Raw genomic sequence first — 19,467 nt, 5'->3', positions numbered from 1 at the left:
CGAACGCAGGGAGCGCCCGCAATTTGATTAGCGTCGACCACCTGTTCTACCTGTGTCACGATCTACGGCGGCGCAACTGGGGTTTCGGACGCTGACCGAGGAGCGAGTGGAGGAATCCCTGCCGGTCTCGGGCACCGTGCCGGCGTGGCTCTCGGGGACGCTCATCCGGAACGGGCCGGGGCGGTTCGACGCCGGCGGCGACGTCAACCACTGGTTCGACGGCCTCGCCATGCTCCGCCGGTACAGCTTCGAAGACGGCGAGATCGAGTACACCAACCGGTTTCTCCGCACCGAAGCCCACGACCGCGCCGAGGCCGGCGAGCCCACCCGCCAGTTCGCCACCGGCGCGAGCGGGCTGAGCGAACTCCGGCGATGGATTCGTGCCCTGGGACCGCCCGAACCGACCGACAACGCCAACGTCCACCTCGCCCGGATCGGCGACCGCTTCGTCGCACAGACCGAGGTCCCTCGCTGGATCGAGTTCGATCCCCACACCCTGGAGACCGTCGGCGAGTTCAGCTTCGAGGACGGCGTCTCGACCCAGATGGCGACGGCCCACTTCGTCGTCGACGATCACCGCGGGGAGTCCGTCGGCTACGGGCTCTCGTTCGGCCGGCGGACGGAGTACTACGTGTACCGGGTCCCCCACGGGAGCGACCAGCGCGAGGTGATCGGCCGCGTCACGGCCGAGGGGCCGGGCTACGTCCACGATATCGCCGTCACGCCCAACCACGTCGTCCTGCTGGAGCCACCGCTCCACATCGACGTGCTTCGCGGACTCGCGCCCTGGACCGAGGGCTTCGCGGGGATGCTCTCCTACGACGCCGACGCGGGGACGCGGATCGTCGTGCTGGACCGAGAGACGGGCGAGATCGTCGCCGATCCCACCGTCGACCCCTTCTTCGTCTTCCACCACGTGAACGCCTTCGAGCGCGACGGCACGGTCGTCCTCGACCTCGTGGCCTTCGAGGACGCCGACATCGTGGACGCGCTGGCCCTGGAGGAACTCCGCTCGGGTGGCTTCGCGGGCGCACCGGACGGCCACCTCTACCGCTACCGGGTCGACCCGCGGACGGGCGAAGTCGCCGACGACCGCCGCCATCCGGGCGGGATCGAACTCCCGACGGTGCCGCCGGCCGTCCGGACGAAGCCGTACCGGTACGCCTACGGCCAGGCGACCGACCGTGCGGGAGCCAACGGACTGGTGAAAGTCGACGCGGAAGCGGGCACTGCCACCGAGTGGTGGGAAGACGGAACCTACGTCGAGGAACCGCGGATGGTCCAGCGTCCCGACGGCGACGCGGAGGACGAAGGGGTGGTCCTCGCGCCCGCGCTCGATACCGACGCCGAGCGGACCTATTTGCTCGTGTTCGATGCCGAAACGCTACAGCTCAGGGCACGAGCGCGCCTTCCGCACGCCGTCCCCTTCGGCTTTCACGGGCGGTACTTTCCGGACCTGTGAGTCAGGGCGGGTCGCGCTGGTCCGTGTCGGTTTCGAGGGTGCCAGTCGCGTCGGTCCAGCCAGCCTGTGGGCCGTCCAGCGTCACCGTCACGTCGTCGCGGTACTCGTCGTAACCCCAGCCGAAGACCCACCAGGCGTTGGTACCATAGAGCGTCGTCGACGCGTACACTTCGGTGTCGCTGGCCGTGTCGTAACTCGCGTACACCGCGGACTCGTACGCGTAGCACCGGAGCCAGTCTGGGCCGGGCGAGTTACAGTCGCCCGGTCGGCGGTCGACCCGTGGGCGGAGCAACGGTTCGCCGGCCCACGGCGTCCCGGTGTCGACGCTCCGGTCGACGGGGACGGTCACCTCGAAGCGGACGCTCCGCGTGTCGTTGACTACCATCGAGGGATCCTCGGTGTCGTACTCGGACTCGGAGATCTCGACCCGCTCGCCGCGCCCGTTCCGCTCGACGAACTGGTAGTACTCGGGCGTGACCGTCCACTCGGCGGCCGAGACGGCGAGCATCGGGCCCCGCTCGGTCTCGACCACCTCGTAGGCCAGCGGTCCGGACTGGTCGGTCCCTCGCTCGACGGCGGCCCCACCGAGGTCGGCGGCGTCGGTCGCCTCCGGAACTGGCAGATAGAGCGTCGCGTTCGTCAGGGTCCCGTCGGTCGCGAGCGTCACCTCGTAGGTGTACTCGCTCTCGTAGCTGGTGCGGTAGAGGTGGCCGCCGTAGAGCCACACCGCGCCGATCACGACCGCCAGCAGGACCACGACCGCGAGCACGACCCCCAGCGCCACGCGCTGCCAGTCGTCGGCCAGCCACGACTCCCCCGTCTCGTCGGTCATCGACCGACAGGAGACGGCCGAGTGACATGAAGGTTCGTCCTCAGCCGACGATCTCCTCGGTCTCGGCGTGGCCGAAACAGACGCGGCTCCCGGTCATCGCGACGCGGTCACAGCCGTCCTCGGCACAGGTCTGCAGGGTGGGAAGACACATCGTCTCGAGGTTCGACCCCGGCGGCTTAGCGGTGTCGCTCGGGTCGGCTGTCGAAACTACCGACCCCGCCGCGAATCGGTCGCTCGGGCGGGCTCGCGGAGGCGCTCGATGCGTTCGTCGATGGCCGGGTGCGTCGAGAGCGCCTGGCCGAGCGTCCCCTCCTCGTCGCCGCGGGTGTACAGCGGCGAGAGCAGGCCCCACTCGGGACCGCGCACGCGGCCGATCTTCGCCAGCGCGCGGGCCAGCGCCAGCGGGTCGCCGGTCACCGACGCCGCGCGGTCGTCCGCGGCCAGTTCCCGCCGGCGCGAGTGGGCACGGATCGCGAGCGTGAACACGAACAGGAGGACGACGACACCGTTCCCGACCAGCAGGCGAAACTGGCCGACGGTCCCTTCGGCCTACGGGGTCGGCCGACCGCGGATCCAGGCCACGCCGCGGGCCAGCCCCGTCAGAGAGAGTAGCGCGGGCGACAGCAGAATTGTGACGAGTCCGACCACCGTCCGCAGGCCGCTGTAGGCCAGCGTCTGGACCAGGCTGTCCCGGCTCTCCAGGTGAGCGCACTCGTGGGCGAGGATGCCCTCCAGTTCGGCGGGCGAGAGCAGGCGGAACAGCGACCGGTCGAGGACCACCGCGCCGTCGGTGGGACTGCCGAGCGCCAGCGCGTTGGGCACGGTCATGTCGGCGACGAGGAGGCGCGGCGTCTCGATGCGCATGGCCGCGGCCAGTCGGTCGGCACGGCGGTACAGGTCCGGCGCGCGCTCCCGCGACAGGTCGGCGGCGTCGACGCTCGCGAGCAACTGGCTGGTACCGTACTGGTAGCTGAGATAGCCGAAGACCAGCGTCGTGACCGCGACGATGGCCACCGTCGTTCCCAGCGGTGGTCGACTCGCCCAGAACCACACCAGTATCGAGTAGACGAACCAGGCGGCCAGCCCGTACCCGACCAGCAGGGAGAGGCCGACGCCGACCATCAGCGCTCGCAGTCCCAGCCGACCCAGTGGCGGGGATAGCCGTCTCCCGAGCAAAGGCGTGTCGCCTCGAACCTGTCATCGAAGCCCAAAGATTGAAATCGCACGACCGGGTAGTGATACACGTGCCGACCGTCGAAGTCTCGCTTCCACAGGACGTTCACGCGCAGTTCGAACGCCTCGTCGACGAGGAGTTCGTGACGGAGGAGGAAGCCGTCGAGGAGCTGCTCTCGGCGGGGTTGGACGCGTACACGCGCGACGTGTCCGGCGACGACCGGGGTGCGCCCGACGTCGCAGACGAGTACGCAGACGATATGTGGGACACTGCAGAGGACCCCGCGGCAGGCGACCCCGACGACTATCTCTGAACGGGCGGGGACCCGCGTTCCCGTCCGTACTTTCAGTCCGTGCCCGCGACCGTCGCCTCGTCCAGGTACTCCCAGCCGTCCAGCCCTGCGGCCGTCAGGAGGTCCTCGATCAACTGGTCGCCGGTCTCGGTCGCGCTGGTCTCGTCGTCGCTCTCGACGGCCACCGTCACCGTCCCCTGGACCGTGATCCGGTAGGGGTCGAACGGCCCGGCCGGGAACTCGAACACCTCGGTCGCCTCGGTCGTGACCGACTCGAAGGTCTCGCCGCTCGCCTCGCGGACCGACTCGCGGACCGACTCGGCGGCGTCGCTCTTGGCCGTGCCCGTCGTGCCGGCACTCTCGGTCGCGACCGTCTCGAACGCCCGCCGCACGTGGTAGGGAGTCATGGTCGCCCGTTGTCGGCCGGACGTATTTAGATGGGCGGTCTGGAACGCCCGTCGACTCAGCGTGGCCGGGTCGAACTGTCCCGTTCCTGCTCGACCTCGCCGTCCAGCGCGACGACCGTGTCCGACCGGATCCACGCGTGGGCGTTGTCCGGGTTGCAGACGATGTAGTCGCCGTTCCCGACCTCGAATCCGGTACAGCGTCGCTCGGTATCCTCGCGCATTGGTACCCGGGAGTTGCAGACCGGGAGTGAAGAACGAGACGGGGGTTCTCAGGGGATGAGAACGCTCAGGCGCGAGCGTCGACCGGCTCGGCGGTCGTGTCGTCGGGAAGGTCCGCGAGGGCCCGCTCGAACTGCTCGGGGTCACACGACCGGAACTCGGCGGCGACGCGTCGGGCGGACTCGTAGTGGTCGCGGGCGTGGTCGTAGGCGTCGCGGGCCGTCGCAGCGTCGCCGGTCTCGCGTGCGGTGTCGCCGCGATCACGGGCCTCGTCCGCGACGGCCTGGTGGGCCTCGACCAGTTTCTGTGCGGCCCACTCGACCTGGAAGCGAAGCGGGTCGGGATCGCCGTCGAACACGTCCTCGCGACGGAGGACGAGCGTGAGCGCCTCGTGGCAGGCGTCCAGCGCTCTTTCCCAGCGGTCGACGGCGGTCTCTCGGTCGGTGGCGTCGGTCGCGGCCTCGCAGGCCTCGGTGGCCTTTCTGAGCGGGGCCCCAGTCACTTCGTCGATAGCTTTCTCGACGCCGGCCACTTCCGCGTCCATGTCGTCGACGGCGTGGTACTCGACGCCCTCCGAGCGGTCGATGGCGCGTTCGTACTCCGCCAGCGAGCGACGGTAGGTCTCGTAGGCCTCGACGTACTCGCCCTCGCTCCGGGCGGATTCGGCGTCGCCGGCGAGCTGGCGCGCCCGGGTCCAGTGGGTTCGGATCCGCGCAAGCGACAGCCGCGTCTCCAGCTGGGCGATCCGCCGGTGCATCGCGTGGTCGCCGTCCCGGAAGTCCGTGGCCACCTGCTCGGCGTCCTCGAGCAACTCCTCGGTCCGGGTGATCGCGGTCCGGGCCGTCGCCGGGTCGCCGTCTTCGAGTTTGTCCTCGACCGCCGAGAGGTGTTCCCTGGCCTTCTCCAGTCTGCGGTCGACGGTCACCCAGTAGGAGATCGCCTGCTCGACGTACTCCGCGACGTGCTCGTAGTCCTCGCGGCCGCCGAGCCAGAACGTGTAGCGGTCGCTGGTCCGTGCGGTCAGCGTCAGGCGGCTCTTGAGCATGCCACTACTGGTCTCGACCGACCGGATCTCCGTGTACGGCAGTGAGACGCTCCGGTTTCGCCCGTTGCCGTCCTCGTTGCCGCCGACGAGCAAGAGGACGCGCTCGTCGGTCACCGCCGCCACGGCGTTGTAGTCGGCGCCGGGCTTGACGACCCGCTCGCCGTCGTCGTCTTCGTGTTCGATCCCTCGTTTCTCGTTCGTCAGGACGTACGCCGGCTCCTCGGTCCCCTCGAAGAAGTCCTCGAGCGTCGCCCCCGCGAGGTAGCCGTTCCCACCGCCGTCGCTGGACACCGTGTGCTCTACGTTCGTGCTGCCCCCCATTGTGATCCCGTAACTGTTCGGTATTGATACTCCTCCCTAATCAATCACTCGCCCGGTACCTCCGGTGAGGCGACAGCCTCGTCGCCGGCCAGCCACGCCTCGACGAGACGGTCGATCTCCGTCTCGATGGCCGATAGTTCTGGGTCTCCGTCCGGGGATTCATCGACCGCGGCGACCCGCTCGTGTGCCTCGGCAGACAGGTCCGCCAGCCGGTCTGCGTGCGGGCAGTCCGCCGGTGCAGGCAGGTCGAGTTCCGAGACGACCGACTTCGAGAGACTGGCCTTTCCGTTCGAGGAGAGGTCCCGGAGCGTCCGCTGGTAGGGCGCGGCGTTGAGCAGGGCACAGAGGTAGTGGGCCGTTCGCCGGTCGTCGGTCGCAACGAACATGTAGTGATCGCCGGGAATCACCTGTTTCTCACCCAGGTCCGGATCGTCCCGGGTCGAGACGACGGTGAAGTGCGGTTTGAACCCCAGGCGACACCACGCGACCTTGTAGTCGGCCCAGGTGTACTCGCCGAGTCCGAACACCGAGTAGAAGGGGCCGCGGTCGAGCCACGACGAGGACCGGTCGGTCAGCGGGTCGCGGTTGGCGTCGAGATAGTCGTAGGTCTCGGGGTACTCCTCGCGGAGCCACGCCTCGTTGTCCTCGCCGGCCTGCGTCTGGGGAATCAGCCGCAGGTCGTGCCCCGTCAGCCCCCACTTCCGGACGTGTCGCGACTTGAGATACGGATACACCAGATCGGGTTCGATCCGGTCCAGTTCGTCCCGGGCGAGCCCGAACACGTCGTTGGCGTCGTCTTTCAGCCCGTGTCTAATCTCGTGGACGCAGCTGCCGAGTGCCGCCCGCTCGGCGTCGGCCCGGAGCCATGCCGTCGTCGTGTCGTCGGGATCGAGTGGGACGAGTTCGGTCGCCGTCGCCGTCGCACTCTCCCGCAACGCGTCCCCCGAGCCGAAGTCCGCCTGTCCGCCACTAAGCGTCCAGACCGTCGTCGGGACGGGAAATGACGGCTCGGCGTCGGCCTGGAACGCGTAGACGGCGGTGTTGGCACCGACCGCCGGGAACGGATCGAGCGCCGAGAGGTCCTGTACGTCCGCGAGCGCGAGCGACCGGTCGCCGACGCGCAGTCGCCGGAGGACCGCCCCGGCCGGCCCCCGCATCAGGTCGCGTTTCAGCACGAACGCCGCAGTTCCACCGGCCCGAAGGTAGCGGTGGACGCAGGTCCAGGCGAACGGCACCGACACGTCGTCGTTGCTGTGGCCCAGTCGGGCAGCGACGCCCTCGTGCGGCTGGAGGTCCAGCGGTTCGACGTACCGCTCGCGCCAGCGGTCCTTCAGCCGCTCGGAGAGGCGCTCCCAGGGAATCCACGGGGGGTTTCCTACGAGGGTATCGAATGTCGTATCGAGCGACGCTCCGCGAAACTCGATCTCGTCGTCGCGGGTCAGTCCGAGCGCGTCGGTCAGGAAGACTGGCACCGCGAATCGCTCCCTGTCGGTCGCGTCGAGTTCGTCGAACAGCGCCGTGCAGTACGCGAGGGTGGCCGACTTGACGGCGACCGGATTCACGTCGATGCCGACGACCGACCCGACGGCGGCGTCGAGGATCGATTCGGGAGGCCCGGTCCGCTCCTGCCGTATCCGATCCAGTGTGGCGGTCAGGAACACCCCCGATCCACAGCCCGGGTCGAGGATGCTCGTGTCGGTCACCGACACCGGGAGCGCGTCGAGCGCGAGGTCGGCGACGCCGCGGGGCGTGTAGTATTCACCGAGCGCGAGTCGAACGTCCCGGGAGACGACATCGGTGTAGAGATCCCGGAGCTGGGCCGGCGTCACCCGCGACAAGTGCTCGGCGTCGACGGCCGTCACGACCGACTCTCGGCCCTGGTCCGGCGGCAACACCTGATCGTGGAGGTCACCGAGCGCGACGCCGGTCGCGCCCGTGTTCGTACCCGGCTCCCGGTTGGTGATCGTCACACCAGTTTTGCCTTCGAAGGCATCAAGCAGGCAATCCAGGAGAAAGTCGACGTAGCACGTCTCGACGAACGCCCGGTCGACGGGGTCGTCGGCGTCGAGGTCGGCGAACACGTCGCCGTGGGTGGTTCGGACGTACGACGCCCAGCGGTCGCGGGCGGCGGCGAGTGGGCCGTCCTCGGCGAGTCGCTTCCGGGCCGCGTTGCGGTAGGCTCTGCGCTGGGCGTCGATGTCGAACTCCCGGAACGGAACCATTCGCTCCCCGGTTCGGACGGGCCTGTCAAATACCTCTCGTCCGCAGTCCGGACCGGCGGCGCACCGGCCGGGCTGGAGCGGAGCACGTGGGGGGCTCAGTCGTTCGAGAGCTGGCGGGTCCGCGGGTCGCCGTCGGCCATGTCGCCGACGAACTCGAAGCCGTCGTCGACTGGGTCGTCGGCGGCCTCGATACACCTGGCCAGCGTGTCGGCGGACGCCTCGAGCATCGGCGTCAGCTGGGGTTTCAGTTCCTTCGCGACCGTGCGTGCGTCCTCGATCTCCGTGTGTGCGTTCTCGTAAGCGTCCTTCGCGGCGTCGGGGTGACCGGCCGCCAGGAGACGGGTCCCGGCCGCCAGGTGGTACGCGGCCAGCAGGCGACGCGTGTGGACGAGCTCGCCGACGACCCGTTCGATGGTCCCGCGCAATTCGTTGCTGTCGCCCGCGAATCGCTGCCGATCGCTCCCCCAGTCGAGGACGAGCGCGGTCTGGTACCGTTCCAGCGCGACCTCGAACTGCTCGGCCACGACGGCCGGCGCGTCCGCGTCCCTGGCGCGTTCGGCGGCCGTCTCGGCGCGGCGGAGCGGCGACTTCGAGAGGTGGTCCAGACTCTGTGTCACCGTGTCCGCGTTCTCGCGGATGTCGCTCTCCTCGGGGAAGTCGTGTTCGCGTGCGATGTCCAGCGCCCGCTCGTACTCCGTCCGCGCTTTCAGGAACGCGTCGTAGGCGTTGTTGTACTGCTCCTGTCGCCACTCGTCGTTGGCGACCGTCGCGTGTTTCTCGGCCCGCGAGACGTGGATCTCCATCACGCTCGCGTCGAGGCGCCGTTCGACATCGTGGACGCGTTCCCAGACGGCGTCGTCCCGGTTGGTCGTCAGCTCCGGCGCTTTCCGCTGGGCCTCCTCGACGTGATCCCTGGCTGTGCTGGCGGCCGCGCGGGCCGCGTCGTGGTCGTCCTCGGAGAGTAGCTCGTCCACGTCCACGAGGTGCTTGCGCGCGTGCCTGAGCTGACTCTCGACGCGCGACCAGACGACCGCGGCCCGCTCCAGATACTCGACCGCGGGTTCGATGTCGACGGTACTCCGGACCGCGAAGTGCCACTTGACACCCTCGGTCGTCCAGATATCGACGCCTTTCGTGAGCATCCCACTCCGGGTCTTCACGTCTTCGATCTCCGTGTACGGAACCGCGAACGAGGTATCGCCCGTCCCGTTGCTGTCGCCCACGACGAACAGGACGCGCGTGTCGGTGATGGCCGCGATGGCCTGATACCCGTCGCCCGGCGTGTACGCCGTCGCGCCCTCGTCGTTCTCGCGTCTGACGCCCTTTTTCTTATTCGATAACAGAAACGCGACGCGTTCGGCGGCTCCCAGGTACTCGATGAGCGGCTTGTCGTGGAGGTAGCCGCTCGCGAAAACGCCCCCACTACCCGTCCCTGTAAGCAACTCCTCGTCGGAAATCGCGTTCTCGTCCTGGGAAGCCAACATGGGTTCGCACAGTTACAATGATGCTCGTTGATAATGAGTCATGCGCTCGATCAATGGTGCGTCAGACATTATATTTACACCGAATATACTAAAACAAACCCGCGGTACCGGCGAGCAACCCTTGCGTGTGCCACAGCGCCGACGCGTGTCTGACTGGGGTTTAGGTGGATCCGTCGCCTCCCTGTGGGGTATGCCACGGTTGGCGCTGGACCTGCCCGACGGCCTCGGACGTGTCGAGAACAGTCGCGAGAACGGCGAGAGCCGAACCGAGGAGTCCGCAGTCCGGACCCGAACGGCGGCCGCGACCGAGACGGAGACCGACGGTCCGACGGTCATCCGCTGGCACCGGTGCTGGGCCGGGTCCGACGATCAGTAACTGTCGCTCTCGATCAGGTGGGCGGCGATGCGCTGTGCGCCGACGGTCGCCGAGAGGTCGGGCCGCTCGGGTGCGGTGGCCGTCACCTCACGCTGGAGTTCCTCGCTCAGGCGCTCCTCGAACTCCTCGACGATGCCCGGGACACAGGCCATTCCGCCCGTCAGGACGATGGGCTGGTCCAGCGCCAGCTGGTACACCTTCATGTAGTCGTTGGCCAGATCCGGCAGGAAGCTGTTGGCGATCTCGTCGACCACTTCGTCGAGGTAGTCGTTGCAGGCGTCCATCACGCTCCGCTCGATGGTGAATTCGTGTGAGCCGCCGCCGGGTTGCTGGATCACGTCGGTGAAGGGCTCGAAGTCGACGAAGTCGGCGTGGTCTTCCTTGTACTCCCGGGCGGTCGTCTTGTCGATGTTGACCCGACCCTGGGTCTCTTCTTCGACGTTGTTCGCGATCATCCGGTCGACCTCGTTGCCCGTCACCGCGCCGGTCGCGAACGGCGTCAACTGCTCGCCGCGCCGGTACGCGGAGGCCTCTAGATTCGTCGAGCCCATGTTGACTGCGGTGAAGATCTCACTGATCGCCTCCAGGTCGTCCCCGATGGCTGGGATCGAGCCACACAGCGACTCGGGATAGCTCTGGACGCCGGCCTCGCCGACGGCGCTCTCCTCGATCACCGACTCGAGGTTGGCCAGCCCCTTTTCGTTGTCGATGGTCGGGATGGCGTAGACGACGACGCTGTCTGCGGGCACGTCGTGTTCTTGGATCAGGGCGTCGAAGAACTTCTTGGTCAATTCGGCCCGGTCGTCGTCCTCGGGCAGGCCCGAGCGCAACATGAATTGCGCGCGGTCGGGATACTCCGTCGCCGCCTCGTCGCCGTACAGCACGCGTTCCTCGCCCGTGAGTTGATCCTCGTAGGTGGCCAGACAGGTCAGCGTCCGGACCGTCTCCAGGTCGCCCTCGCCGTCCGGAAGGGCGATCACGGTCCGGGTACTCCCCAGTTTGACCCCGACCGGCACTGGTCCGTCCGAATCTTCGTCATCACTCATGATCGGCCGCGGCTACTCACGGCTCTGGTATATATTCTCTCCCTGTACTCGGAATCGAAACACGTAGCGGCCACGACGGACGGAGACGCAGTCGGCCGCCTACTGCATCGAGACGAGCCGCGCGATATAGACGAGACTGAGTTTGTGGTCGTCGACGGTGCCGCCGCGTGGCTCCTCGCTGGGGCTCTCCAGCCCGAGCAGGTAGTCGTTCAGCGCCGCCTCCACGTCCTCGGTGAGCCAGCCGACCGACTCGTAGTACTGCAGGGCCTCGTTGGTCCCCTGATAGCCGAAGTTCGAGAGCAGGAACTCCAGCCACTCGAAGACGACGTGCTCGGCGGCGTAGCTCTCAGGTAGCGCGTCGAGATACGGCTTCTCCAGATCGTCGACTCCGGCTTCCAGAGGCAGGAGTTCCCGATAGAGGCCGTTCTGGAACTGGTCGCGCGATGGCGTCTCCGAGTCGAGGCCGTCCCAGCCGTTCGTCTCCGGGCGCGCGCTCTCTTCCCCGTCTCCGGTCGGTGGTCTGGGCGCGTCACTCCCGTCACCGCCCGACCGGGGCCTGTCACCCCGCTCCCGGGCCATCTTCCGGAGTTCGTCGAGGTCGTAATCGCGTGGATTGATCGTCATGTGTTCCGTTGCGTAGAGATTTCTCCCCCAGTATGTTAAACCTTACACCCGCCCGAGTGCCCTCTGTGGGTTCTCTCCGCCGGAAATCGGACAGCGTCTGTCACGCGTCCGACGCGCGACTGACGGGCGACAGCCGCTCGCCCCGCCCTCGGTTCCGGGAACGCTTATCATCCGTGCGGGCGAGCGGCGGAGTATGCACGGCGAACCGAGTCGGGGTGTGACGGCCCGCACCGCCACACTGGGCGGGAGGAGACGGCCGTGATCGTAGCGGCTGTCTGCGGGCCCGACGGCGCGACCGAGTACGAGGCGCTCGCCGCCGCCAGGGACGTGGCCGGGACGACCTGAGTCAGAGTCAGCGACGCGACTCCGGACGAATTCGGCACCGCCGCCGAGACCTACCGCGACCTGACCACCGACACCCGGGACATCTACCTCAACACACCCTCGTAGTCGACCGACGAGGTGACGAAGGTGTTGACGGTCATCGCGACCAGCGTCCTCCCGCTGACCGTCGTCGCCGGCGTCTACGGCATGAACTTCGCCGCCAGCCCCTACAACGTGCCCGAGTTGACCTGGCGGTACGGCTACCCGGCGGTCCTGCTCCTGATGGTGGTAATCCCCGGCGGGATGCTCGTATATTTCAAACGAATGGAATATCCGTAGCTTTCGGCCGTCGACACCGTTCGTGGGGTTAAGTGGCACGCTCGGCTATCCCGGATAATGAGCGACTCGCGTCGCCGATTCGAGTCTGTGGCTGCGGACCGCGCCGTCTCGAACGTCGTCGGCGTCGTTCTGGTCGTCGCGATCGTCGTGATCCTGGCCGCGGTCGTCGGGAACCTCGCACTCGGCTTCGGGGGGTCGATGGGGACGCCAGCGCCGCAGTTCACCGTCAGCACCCACTACCAGGCCGACGGGGCGGGCAACGACGCCGACCGGCCGTATCTCAACATCACCCACACCGGCGGTGAGACGGTCGACGGGACGAAACTGTTCGTCGTCGATAGCGACGGGAACGACGTGGCCTGGGTCGACGTGTGGACTGGCAGTGAGGAGATCACGGCCGACGATCACGTCCACATCGACGGCCACGGCAGCGACGGTGCCCTCAACGCCGCCTGCGCGGGCGAAACCTACCAGTTGATCTACCGCCCCGACCAGGAAACGTCACACATCGTGCAGGAGGTCGAGATCGAACGGCAGGCGACCGGGCCGGCAGCCACGTACTGCTAACCCAGTGCCAGCGGGACGAGCAACACGCCCATCAGCGTCGCCCGCCGCGACCCGAACCGTGGCGGGACCAGCCCGATCACCGTCGCGACGGTGAAGATGCCGACTCCGACGGGGCCGGCGAAGACGAACGAGAGTCCGAGTAGCAGTGCCAGCACAGCGACCGAGAGGATCCAGTAATCGAGCGCCCCGACCAGCGATAGGTAGCGGTCCCCGACCGTCGGGACGAGGACGAACCCGAGCGCGGCCGTCAACGCGACGCTGGCCAGCAGGAGCGGGAAGGCCAGCGGCGCGCCGCTCGATTCGAGCGCGACCAGCACGCCCGTCCGTGGCGACCCGAGTGCGCGCAACGCCAGGAGCGCGAAGACCGTATTCGCCGTATTCACACCGCTCGTGATTACCACGAACCCCCGCGCGCCGAACCGATAGGGGACAGCCAGCAACGCGCCAGTCGCGGCCACGGCGCTGGAGACGCCGGGGAGAAACCCCACGACTGCGCCCGAAAGCGTGCCCGCGGCCGAGAGCCCACCGACTGCCGGCTTCGAGAGCGCGAGCGTCGCGTCGTCCTGTGGCGGCACGCCCCCTCCACCCAGTGCGTCGATCAGGACTGGCGCGCCGAACAACCCCGCGAACAGCGGTGCCAGCGTTCCGCCGGCGTTCACCAGCCCGTTCGTCGGGAGATCGAGCGTCAGGAGTCCCAGAACACCGCTGGCTGTCAGGGCGAGTCCGGCACCGAGTTTCGCACGATAGCTCCCCTCGGTCGTCACCAGCCCGACCGCCACGGCCGCCAGCACGGCCGACAGATTGGCCCGAATCGTCGGATAGAGTGCCGTCACCGCCTCGGTGACCGGCATCGCCAGCGGCACGGCCAGCGCCACCGCGAGCCCACTCCCGAGCGCCGACAGCCGCAGGGCCTCTCGACCCCGGCCTGCCAGTACCAACTCGTGGCCGGGGAGTGCGCTCGCGGCCATCGCGGGGTCCGGAACGCCCAGCGACAGCGCCGGGACAACGTCGAGGAAGGTGTGCATCGTCCCGGCGGCCAGCATCGCCGCCCCGATCAGCCGCGGTGGCCCGGGCACCGCGGACGCGCCCGCGGCGAGCAGCAGCGCCATGTTGTTGGCGTGTAATCCCGGGATCAACCCGCTCACGACGCCGAGTGCGGCACCGCCGGTGACGAAGGCGAGCGCCAGAGCCGCGGCCGACGGCGCGACCGCGATCCGGACACCCAGCCAGGTCGAGACTGCCATCGAGAACGGGTGGTCCCGCCTTCCTACTTAAGCGCTCGTGGGCCAGTCGGCGGTATCAGTCCTCGGTTGCCGGCTGATTGTCGGCTTCGGGTCGTGGCGATGGGTCCTGTTCGCGGTCGAGCGTACCGCCGATCCGGGGGTCTCCGCCCGCCCGGTCGACGCCAGTGAACTCGAATCGTGCACCGCCGGAAGACTCGCTCCGCTCGTCTTCCGAGCCACCACTCGTTTCACTCGCGGTGACACCCGTCTCACTGTCGGTGACGGTCACGTCCCAGCCGTGGGCGCTGGCGACGTCGTGGACGATGGCCAGTCCGAACCCGGTCCCGTCGTCGCTGGTGGTGAACCCGTGTTCGAAGACCTCGTCTTTCTTTTCGTCCGGGATGCCTGGCCCGTCGTCGGCGACGACGAATCCGGTCACCGCGTTGCGATCCAGCGCGCCGACGGTGACGGTCACGTCCCCGCGACCGTGTTCGACGGCGTTACGAAAGAGGTTCTCGAAGATGGTTCGCAACCGGCCACGGTCAGCCGCGATCACGGCGTCGGCGTCGACCGTCAGCGTGGCCTCGGCGGTGTCGACGGTCTCCCAGGCAGTCTCGGCGGTCTCGGCCAGATCGACGGCTTCGGTTTCGGTGACCGCTTTCCCCTCCCGGGCCAGCGTCAGGGCGTCGTCGATGATGCCTTCCATCCGGTCGGTAGCTCGTGCGAGTTCGCGGACCGTTTCGGCCTCGACTTCGACGGTATCGTCGTCGCCCTCGATCCGTGCGTCGAACAGTTCCAGGTAGCCCGACGTGACGTTGAGCGGGTTCCGCAGGTCGTGGGAGACGATCCCCGCGAACTGGTCCAGCCGTTCGTTCTGGTGTTCGAGTTGCTGTTTCCGTGACCGCAACGTCTCCTTCTGTTCCTGTAACTGCTCCGCCCGACGCTTCCGGTCGGTGATGTCGTGGAGCAAGACGACGTGTGCACGTGCCTGCTCGCCCTCGCCCAGCGCGGAGATCGTCACCTGATAACACCGCTCGCCGTCGGGCGTCTCGACCCACGCCTCGTCGTCGAGTTCGTGGACCGGTTCGTTCCCGTAGAGTACCGGCCCCACCTCACCACACTCTAGCACCCACTCCGGCCGGACGACGGCGGCCAGGTGCTGCCCGACCGGTTGGTCCAGTCCGAGCATCCGCTTTGCTGTCGAATTGATGTCGACGATCCGATCCTCGTCGTCGACGACGATGATGCCGTTGTCGACGGCTTCGAGGACGAAGTCACGGGCCAGCGGGACGGTGCTGTCGAATCGCGACCCGACCACCGCGAGTACGCGGTCGATGGGAACCATCCGGACGAACGTCACGCTCCCCGTCCCCAGCAGGAGGACGACGCCGACCACGAGGTACACGAACGGGACGAGCATGAAGTGGGGGAACGGGCTGAGATCGACCAACGAGAGGACCGTCACGACACCGATAGCGAGCGTCGCCACGAAGACGACGGCGCTGATCTGCCGATAGACGTTCCGGGAGCGGAGCATCCGCCGGGCCAGCAACGCGTTGTAGCCGATGGCGATGCTGTAGGCGACAGCCCCCATCGCGTACACCCCGACCCCGAACTCGTAGGTGAGCAGGGCGAACGACCCACTCCGGTCGACGCACACGTCGACCAGAAAGAGCCCGTGAATCCCGCCGGTCAGGGTGAACGCGAGCGTGACCACGGGGAACGCCAGGAGCGCGATCACTCGCGGCCGGGTGAGCCAGTCGCGACGGCCCACGAAGTGGACGGTGAACAGCCAGGCCGTGACGACGAGCAGCGGAATCGTCGGGAGAAAGAGCGCGAACCACAGCCGCTTCCAGAACAGCGACACCGTCGAGACGGTCAACAGCGTGAACAGCGACCACAGCGCCAGCGAGATCTGCACGCCCATCGCCCAGATCTCGGTGCGGCCCTTCCGCTGGCGCCAGGCGATCACCGCGCCGACGGTCGCGATCACGACCGCAAACCCCAGTGGCAGGGTGTACGGCGTTACTTGCACCTCCATCGTGTTCGAGAACGGGCCTCGCTTCGGTCTCGAACAGACAGCTACGTAAAAGTACGTACCGATACGACCGTTCCACCGCCGTCTGTGGGGCAGCGTGGGACCGAAGCGACGCCACTACCGAACGGAGATAAAACGGAGAAGATCGCTGGGCCGCGATTAGCCGAACAGCTCGCCGAGGCCTTCGCCGCCGTCACCCTCGTCTTCGTCGTCGCCGCCTTCGTCTTCGGCTTCGGCTTCGGCTTCGTCGCCGCCTTCGTCTTCGGCTTCGGCTTCGTCGCCGCCCTCTTCGAGTTCACCGTCGGCGCTGCCGCCCGCGGGGGCAGCTGCACCGCCGGCCGGCACCGCTGCGGCCTGTTCGACGGCTTCCTCGATGTCGATGTCCTCCAGGGCCGCGACGAGGGCCTTGACGCGAGACTCCTCGACGTCGACGCCCGCCGCTTCGAGGACGCCCGTGATGTTGTCTTCGTTGATCTCTTCGCCCGTCTCGTTCAGGATGAGTGCTGCGTAAACGTATTCCATGGTTCGTAGTCTGGTTGGTGGTATTTAGTTGTTAGCCGAACATCGCGCCCATCGCATCGCCCGTATCACCGTCGTCGTCGTCATCGTCGTCGGTGTCGTCGGGTTCAGCCTCGGGCTCGTCGTCCGCCTCGCTGTCCTCGTCGTCGCCCTCGTCGGGCTCGGCTTCGGTCTCGGCTTCGGGCGCGGCCGTCTCGACGCCTTGGAGCGCCTCGGGGAGCGCCTCGGGGTCGTCGATCTGGGCCGCCAGCGCCCGGACCTGCCCGTCCGCCTTGCTCAGGAGGTCGGGCATGAAGTCCTCGTCCTCGATGGCCGCCTGGAGGCCGACCGATTTGGCCTCGCCGGACGCCTTGCCGAGCAACGACCCCACGGTCTGTGCGGTCGGGTAAACGGCGTTGATCGAGAGGTTGCGTGCGCCCGCGACGGCGGCCTCGATGTCCGCCTGGTACGCCTCGACGTCCAGTTCGAGCTCGTCGGGCTCGAAGAGGACGCTGTCGGCGAACACGGCCTGCAGGTCCAGCCCGACTTCCTTGGGCTCGATGCCCAGTTCGCTCAACACGTTGGCGAGCTGGCTGTCGACGGTCTCGCCCGCCTCTAGCACCGTGGAGTCGGCCATGACCTGGATCGATCCTTCCTGGATCCGGGCCTCTGCACCGACGGCCTGGAGTTCACCGACGAACTGGCCCGGGTCCATCCCGGTGTCGCCCTCCGGAATCACGATGTCGTCGGGGGCGACCTCGCCGTCGTTGATCGGTGCGGAGGTCTTCGAGGCCTCCAGCTGCTGGTACAGCGTGAACGGGTTGTCGTTCGTACAGATGAGGCCGACCTGGCCACCGATGAACTCGGTGAGGGCCGCCAGCCCGTCGTCGACTTCGTCGAGGGCACGCTCCATCAGCGTGTTCCGGCTGACGCGGAGCTCGGCGGTGCCGTGGAGGTTGCGTCGCATGTCCTGGAGCTGACGGCTCGGAATCCCGGCGATGTTGACGATGCCGACCGAGTCGTACTGCTCCAGCGTGGCGACGAGGTCGTCGACTTCCTCCTTTTTCCACTGTGGGATGGTCTCTGTCTTGCGTTCTGCGCTCATGTTAGGCCACCTCGACGGCCGGGCCCATCGTCGTCTTGACGAACACCGAGTCGATGTTCAGCGGGCCCTTCTCGAGCTCGGCGTGCAGGCGCCGGAGGATGACGTCGATGTTGTCCGCAATCGACTCGGCGGCCATGTCCTCCGCGCCGACGCGCGTGTGGAAGGTCCGCCGGTCGCGGCTCCGGAGCTGCACCGTGTTTTTCATTCGATTGACGACCTCGACGACGTCGTCGTCGGGGTCGAGCGGTTCCGGCATCTTCCCGCGCGGGCCGAGGACGGTACCGAGGTAGCGACCGATGTCCTGCATCATGTTCTGCTCCGCGATGAAGAAGTCGGTCTCGTCGGCGAGGTCCTTGGCCTCGTCGTCGTCGTCGCCCAGTTCTTCGAGGTCGTCGCCGTCCAGCACGTCGTCGGCGGCGTCCTCTGCACGCAGGGCGGTCTCGCCCTCCGCGAAGACGACGATACTCGTCTCCTGGCCCGTCCCCTCGGGGAGGACGACGCCAGTGTCGACGCGGTTCGACGGGTCGTCGAGGTCTAGGTCGCGCAGGTTGATCGCGAGGTCGACCGTCTCACGGAAGTTCCGCGGCGGTGCCTCCTCAATTGCGCTAGATACTGCTTGCTCTATGTCCTGATCTGCCATCGTTCACCTCCGTAGTACGCGTAACGCTCCTACGGGTCAGTGAAACAGGCGAAGCCTGTCTCACCCGGAACGACGCCAATGTGAAACTTAAACCCGTCGAACCAGACCGATCACGTCGTCCAGATCCCTCGCTGGCGGTCGAGCCACGACCCGACGAGGACGTGTGGCACCGCGATCACGGCGACGAACACGCTGTACAGCGCGACCCACCCGGTCGGGGTCGTCGGTGCGCTCGGGAGCGCGACCGCCAGCCCGGCCAGTAGCACCAGCGCGCCGAGCCACGGCGCGACGGCACCGCGAGCGACACGGGCGAGGACTGCCCGGAGCGACCGGCCGTCCGCGCTCAACCGAGCAGTCTGGCGGGTCGCGTACCAGCACGGGAAGTAGACGCCGACGGCCAGGATCGGCGGGACCACCGCGAAGAAGGCTACCAGCAACAGCGTCTCGCCGGCCTCCGGGAGCCACGAACCGGGGCCGTCGGCCCGCAGGTACCCCCACCCCAGATGTGCCAGGAGAGCCAGCAGGTACACGCCCCAGAGCACGTCGCGGGCGGGCGACTCGAACACCCAGATGGCACCGGCCATCGCGCCCGGTTCGAACAGCGACACCATGTAGTCGCTGACCATGTAGAACACGCCCGGGTGCGAGACCATCGGGACCACCATCACCGCGCCCCCGCGGACGAGCGCCCCGAGGACCCGCTGTGGCCGACTCCGCAGGTGATCGCCGCCGGTCGTCGATTCGAGAACGTGCAGCCCGCCGAACCCGCCTTTCAGGCAGGTGATGGCGACCGCCAGTGCCAGGCCCGCGACCGGTGCGAGGACGAACACGGCCAGCGACGCGCCGATCAACAGCAGGTACGCCAGCAGATAGCGGGCTCGGACCGACTCTCCGCGCCCGCGGAGGTTGGCGACGTGCTCGAACCCGCCGTGGGGGAGGCTGACCCCGAGCATCAGCGCCAGATACGCGATGGCCTGAAGGCGTATCGGTACGGTCCTCCCGGAGACGGTGGCGGCCCCGAACAGGACGGTCAGGCCGGCGAACAGCGCCCACGACGCCACCAGCAGGCGACCGGCCGCCCCGTCGTCCTCGGTCGGAAGCCGTCGCTCGACGACGCCGAACATCGACCCGAACTAGGGAGTCGGTCGGAAAAAGGGTGGGTGGCCGTTCCCGACCCGCAGGAATTCGGCACAGGCTCGAAATGGGGACACTCCCTAGTCGGGATGACT

Annotated in this window: 18 protein-coding genes and 2 pseudogenes; 5 read left to right on the top strand and 15 right to left on the bottom strand. The window is 67.8% G+C overall.

The genetic code is table 11. The features are described from left to right. Positions 1-52 precede the first annotated feature (52 nt). A complete protein-coding gene (locus MU521_RS09005; protein ID WP_092691511.1) occupies positions 53-1,462 on the top strand; it encodes a carotenoid oxygenase family protein in 1,410 nt (469 codons plus the stop codon). 1 nt (position 1,463) lies between these two features. Here MU521_RS09005 and MU521_RS09000 read toward each other — a convergent pair whose 3' ends face one another. Together MU521_RS09000 and MU521_RS08995 are read right to left on the bottom strand one after the other, a co-directional pair. Beyond that, a complete protein-coding gene (locus tag MU521_RS09000) occupies positions 1,464-2,294 on the bottom strand; it encodes a hypothetical protein (RefSeq protein ID WP_092691508.1) in 831 nt (276 codons plus the stop codon). Positions 2,295-2,501: 207 nt separating this feature from the next. Beyond that, positions 2,502-3,416 (bottom strand): annotated as a pseudogene (locus MU521_RS08995) (M48 family metallopeptidase). Between the two features lie 122 nt (positions 3,417-3,538). On the opposite strand from MU521_RS08995, the gene MU521_RS08990 reads away from it, so the two are divergent. Then, the gene (locus MU521_RS08990; RefSeq protein ID WP_092691506.1) at positions 3,539-3,781 is read left to right on the top strand and encodes a DUF7120 family protein; all 243 of its coding nucleotides are present in this window, start codon (positions 3,539-3,541) and stop codon (positions 3,779-3,781) included. Between the two features lie 32 nt (positions 3,782-3,813). Here the strand turns inward: MU521_RS08990 and MU521_RS08985 are convergent, their stop codons facing one another. From MU521_RS08985 to MU521_RS08965, 5 genes are all read right to left on the bottom strand, one after another. Continuing rightward, positions 3,814-4,167, bottom strand: coding sequence for a hypothetical protein (locus MU521_RS08985; RefSeq protein WP_092691504.1), 354 nt, complete (start codon positions 4,165-4,167; stop codon positions 3,814-3,816). Positions 4,168-4,223: 56 nt separating this feature from the next. After that, positions 4,224-4,388, bottom strand: coding sequence for a hypothetical protein (locus MU521_RS08980; RefSeq protein WP_175452841.1), 165 nt, complete (start codon positions 4,386-4,388; stop codon positions 4,224-4,226). Positions 4,389-4,453: 65 nt separating this feature from the next. Then, on the bottom strand, positions 4,454-5,752 hold the full coding sequence (locus tag MU521_RS08975; protein ID WP_092691501.1) for a PH domain-containing protein: 1,299 nt from the start codon (positions 5,750-5,752) through the stop codon (positions 4,454-4,456). A gap of 44 nt (positions 5,753-5,796) precedes the next feature. Beyond that, positions 5,797-7,974: an N-6 DNA methylase gene (locus MU521_RS08970; protein ID WP_092691498.1), complete on the bottom strand. Its 2,178-nt coding sequence runs from the start codon at positions 7,972-7,974 to the stop codon at positions 5,797-5,799. A 95-nt stretch (positions 7,975-8,069) separates the two neighbouring features. After that, on the bottom strand, positions 8,070-9,458 hold the full coding sequence (locus MU521_RS08965; RefSeq protein ID WP_092691497.1) for a PH domain-containing protein: 1,389 nt from the start codon (positions 9,456-9,458) through the stop codon (positions 8,070-8,072). Between the two features lie 190 nt (positions 9,459-9,648). Between MU521_RS08965 and MU521_RS08960 the strand changes: the two genes are divergently transcribed. Beyond that, entirely contained in the window at positions 9,649-9,834 is a 186-nt protein-coding gene (locus tag MU521_RS08960; RefSeq protein WP_092691494.1) for a hypothetical protein, read from the top strand. Here the strand turns inward: MU521_RS08960 and MU521_RS08955 are convergent. Then, on the bottom strand, positions 9,828-10,880 hold the full coding sequence (locus MU521_RS08955) for an actin-like salactin (protein WP_092691491.1): 1,053 nt from the start codon (positions 10,878-10,880) through the stop codon (positions 9,828-9,830). The two genes, MU521_RS08960 and MU521_RS08955, sit on opposite strands and share 7 nt — an antisense overlap. Positions 10,881-10,979: 99 nt before the next feature. Then, on the bottom strand, positions 10,980-11,504 hold the full coding sequence (locus MU521_RS08950) for a FlaD/FlaE family flagellar protein (protein ID WP_092691488.1): 525 nt from the start codon (positions 11,502-11,504) through the stop codon (positions 10,980-10,982). Between the two features lie 390 nt (positions 11,505-11,894). Between MU521_RS08950 and MU521_RS08945 the strand changes: the two are divergent. Continuing rightward, positions 11,895-12,167: pseudogene (locus MU521_RS08945) on the top strand (CorA family divalent cation transporter); the annotation flags it as partial. 57 nt (positions 12,168-12,224) lie between these two features. Further along, positions 12,225-12,734, top strand: a complete 510-nt coding sequence (locus MU521_RS08940; protein ID WP_092691485.1) for a type IV pilin domain-containing protein — start codon at positions 12,225-12,227, stop codon at positions 12,732-12,734. On the opposite strand, the gene MU521_RS08935 is transcribed toward MU521_RS08940, so the two are convergent. The 6 genes from MU521_RS08935 to MU521_RS08910 form a co-directional block, all read right to left on the bottom strand. Then, entirely contained in the window at positions 12,731-13,978 is a 1,248-nt protein-coding gene (locus tag MU521_RS08935) for a tripartite tricarboxylate transporter permease (protein WP_092691482.1), read from the bottom strand. The genes MU521_RS08940 and MU521_RS08935 overlap by 4 nt on opposite strands. Before the next feature lie 55 nt (positions 13,979-14,033). After that, positions 14,034-15,998: a histidine kinase N-terminal 7TM domain-containing protein gene (locus tag MU521_RS08930; RefSeq protein ID WP_092691479.1), complete on the bottom strand. Its 1,965-nt coding sequence runs from the start codon at positions 15,996-15,998 to the stop codon at positions 14,034-14,036. A 156-nt stretch (positions 15,999-16,154) separates the two neighbouring features. Further along, positions 16,155-16,517 carry a 50S ribosomal protein P1 gene (gene rpl12p / locus MU521_RS08925; RefSeq protein ID WP_092691476.1) on the bottom strand — a complete coding sequence of 121 codons (363 nt, stop codon included), beginning with the start codon at positions 16,515-16,517 and terminating at the stop codon, positions 16,155-16,157. 31 nt (positions 16,518-16,548) lie between these two features. After that, complete coding sequence (locus MU521_RS08920; protein WP_092691474.1) at positions 16,549-17,598, bottom strand: 50S ribosomal protein L10; 1,050 nt, start codon at positions 17,596-17,598, stop codon at positions 16,549-16,551. A 1-nt stretch (position 17,599) separates the two neighbouring features. After that, positions 17,600-18,238, bottom strand: coding sequence for a 50S ribosomal protein L1 (locus tag MU521_RS08915; protein WP_092691471.1), 639 nt, complete (start codon positions 18,236-18,238; stop codon positions 17,600-17,602). A 110-nt stretch (positions 18,239-18,348) separates the two neighbouring features. Further along, positions 18,349-19,362, bottom strand: coding sequence for a Brp/Blh family beta-carotene 15,15'-dioxygenase (locus MU521_RS08910; RefSeq protein WP_092691467.1), 1,014 nt, complete (start codon positions 19,360-19,362; stop codon positions 18,349-18,351). Positions 19,363-19,467: the final 105 nt, after the last annotated feature.

It is taken from the genome of Halorientalis regularis, from assembly GCF_023698535.1.
Lineage (GTDB): Archaea > Halobacteriota > Halobacteria > Halobacteriales > Haloarculaceae > Halorientalis > Halorientalis regularis.
Note: the sequence above shows the minus strand (reverse complement) of the source record. Positions and strands in the feature narration are given on the sequence as shown.

Excerpts from the sequence above, each read along its gene's own strand:
- MU521_RS09000 (WP_092691508.1), bottom strand. The coding sequence starts at position 2,294 with ATGACCGACGAGACGGGGGAGTCGTGGCTGGCCGACGACTGGCAGCGC.
- MU521_RS08985 (WP_092691504.1), bottom strand. The coding sequence starts at position 4,167 with ATGACTCCCTACCACGTGCGGCGGGCGTTCGAGACGGTCGCGACCGAG.
- MU521_RS08980 (WP_175452841.1), bottom strand. The coding sequence starts at position 4,388 with ATGCGCGAGGATACCGAGCGACGCTGTACCGGATTCGAGGTCGGGAAC.
- MU521_RS08975 (WP_092691501.1), bottom strand. The coding sequence starts at position 5,752 with ATGGGGGGCAGCACGAACGTAGAGCACACGGTGTCCAGCGACGGCGGT.
- MU521_RS08970 (WP_092691498.1), bottom strand. The coding sequence starts at position 7,974 with ATGGTTCCGTTCCGGGAGTTCGACATCGACGCCCAGCGCAGAGCCTAC.
- MU521_RS08965 (WP_092691497.1), bottom strand. The coding sequence starts at position 9,458 with ATGTTGGCTTCCCAGGACGAGAACGCGATTTCCGACGAGGAGTTGCTT.
- MU521_RS08960 (WP_092691494.1), top strand. The coding sequence starts at position 9,649 with ATGCCACGGTTGGCGCTGGACCTGCCCGACGGCCTCGGACGTGTCGAG.
- MU521_RS08955 (WP_092691491.1), bottom strand. The coding sequence starts at position 10,880 with ATGAGTGATGACGAAGATTCGGACGGACCAGTGCCGGTCGGGGTCAAA.
- MU521_RS08950 (WP_092691488.1), bottom strand. The coding sequence starts at position 11,504 with ATGACGATCAATCCACGCGATTACGACCTCGACGAACTCCGGAAGATG.
- MU521_RS08940 (WP_092691485.1), top strand. The coding sequence starts at position 12,225 with ATGAGCGACTCGCGTCGCCGATTCGAGTCTGTGGCTGCGGACCGCGCC.
- MU521_RS08935 (WP_092691482.1), bottom strand. The coding sequence starts at position 13,978 with ATGGCAGTCTCGACCTGGCTGGGTGTCCGGATCGCGGTCGCGCCGTCG.
- MU521_RS08930 (WP_092691479.1), bottom strand. The coding sequence starts at position 15,998 with ATGGAGGTGCAAGTAACGCCGTACACCCTGCCACTGGGGTTTGCGGTC.
- rpl12p (WP_092691476.1), bottom strand. The coding sequence starts at position 16,517 with ATGGAATACGTTTACGCAGCACTCATCCTGAACGAGACGGGCGAAGAG.
- MU521_RS08920 (WP_092691474.1), bottom strand. The coding sequence starts at position 17,598 with ATGAGCGCAGAACGCAAGACAGAGACCATCCCACAGTGGAAAAAGGAG.
- MU521_RS08915 (WP_092691471.1), bottom strand. The coding sequence starts at position 18,238 with ATGGCAGATCAGGACATAGAGCAAGCAGTATCTAGCGCAATTGAGGAG.
- MU521_RS08910 (WP_092691467.1), bottom strand. The coding sequence starts at position 19,362 with ATGTTCGGCGTCGTCGAGCGACGGCTTCCGACCGAGGACGACGGGGCG.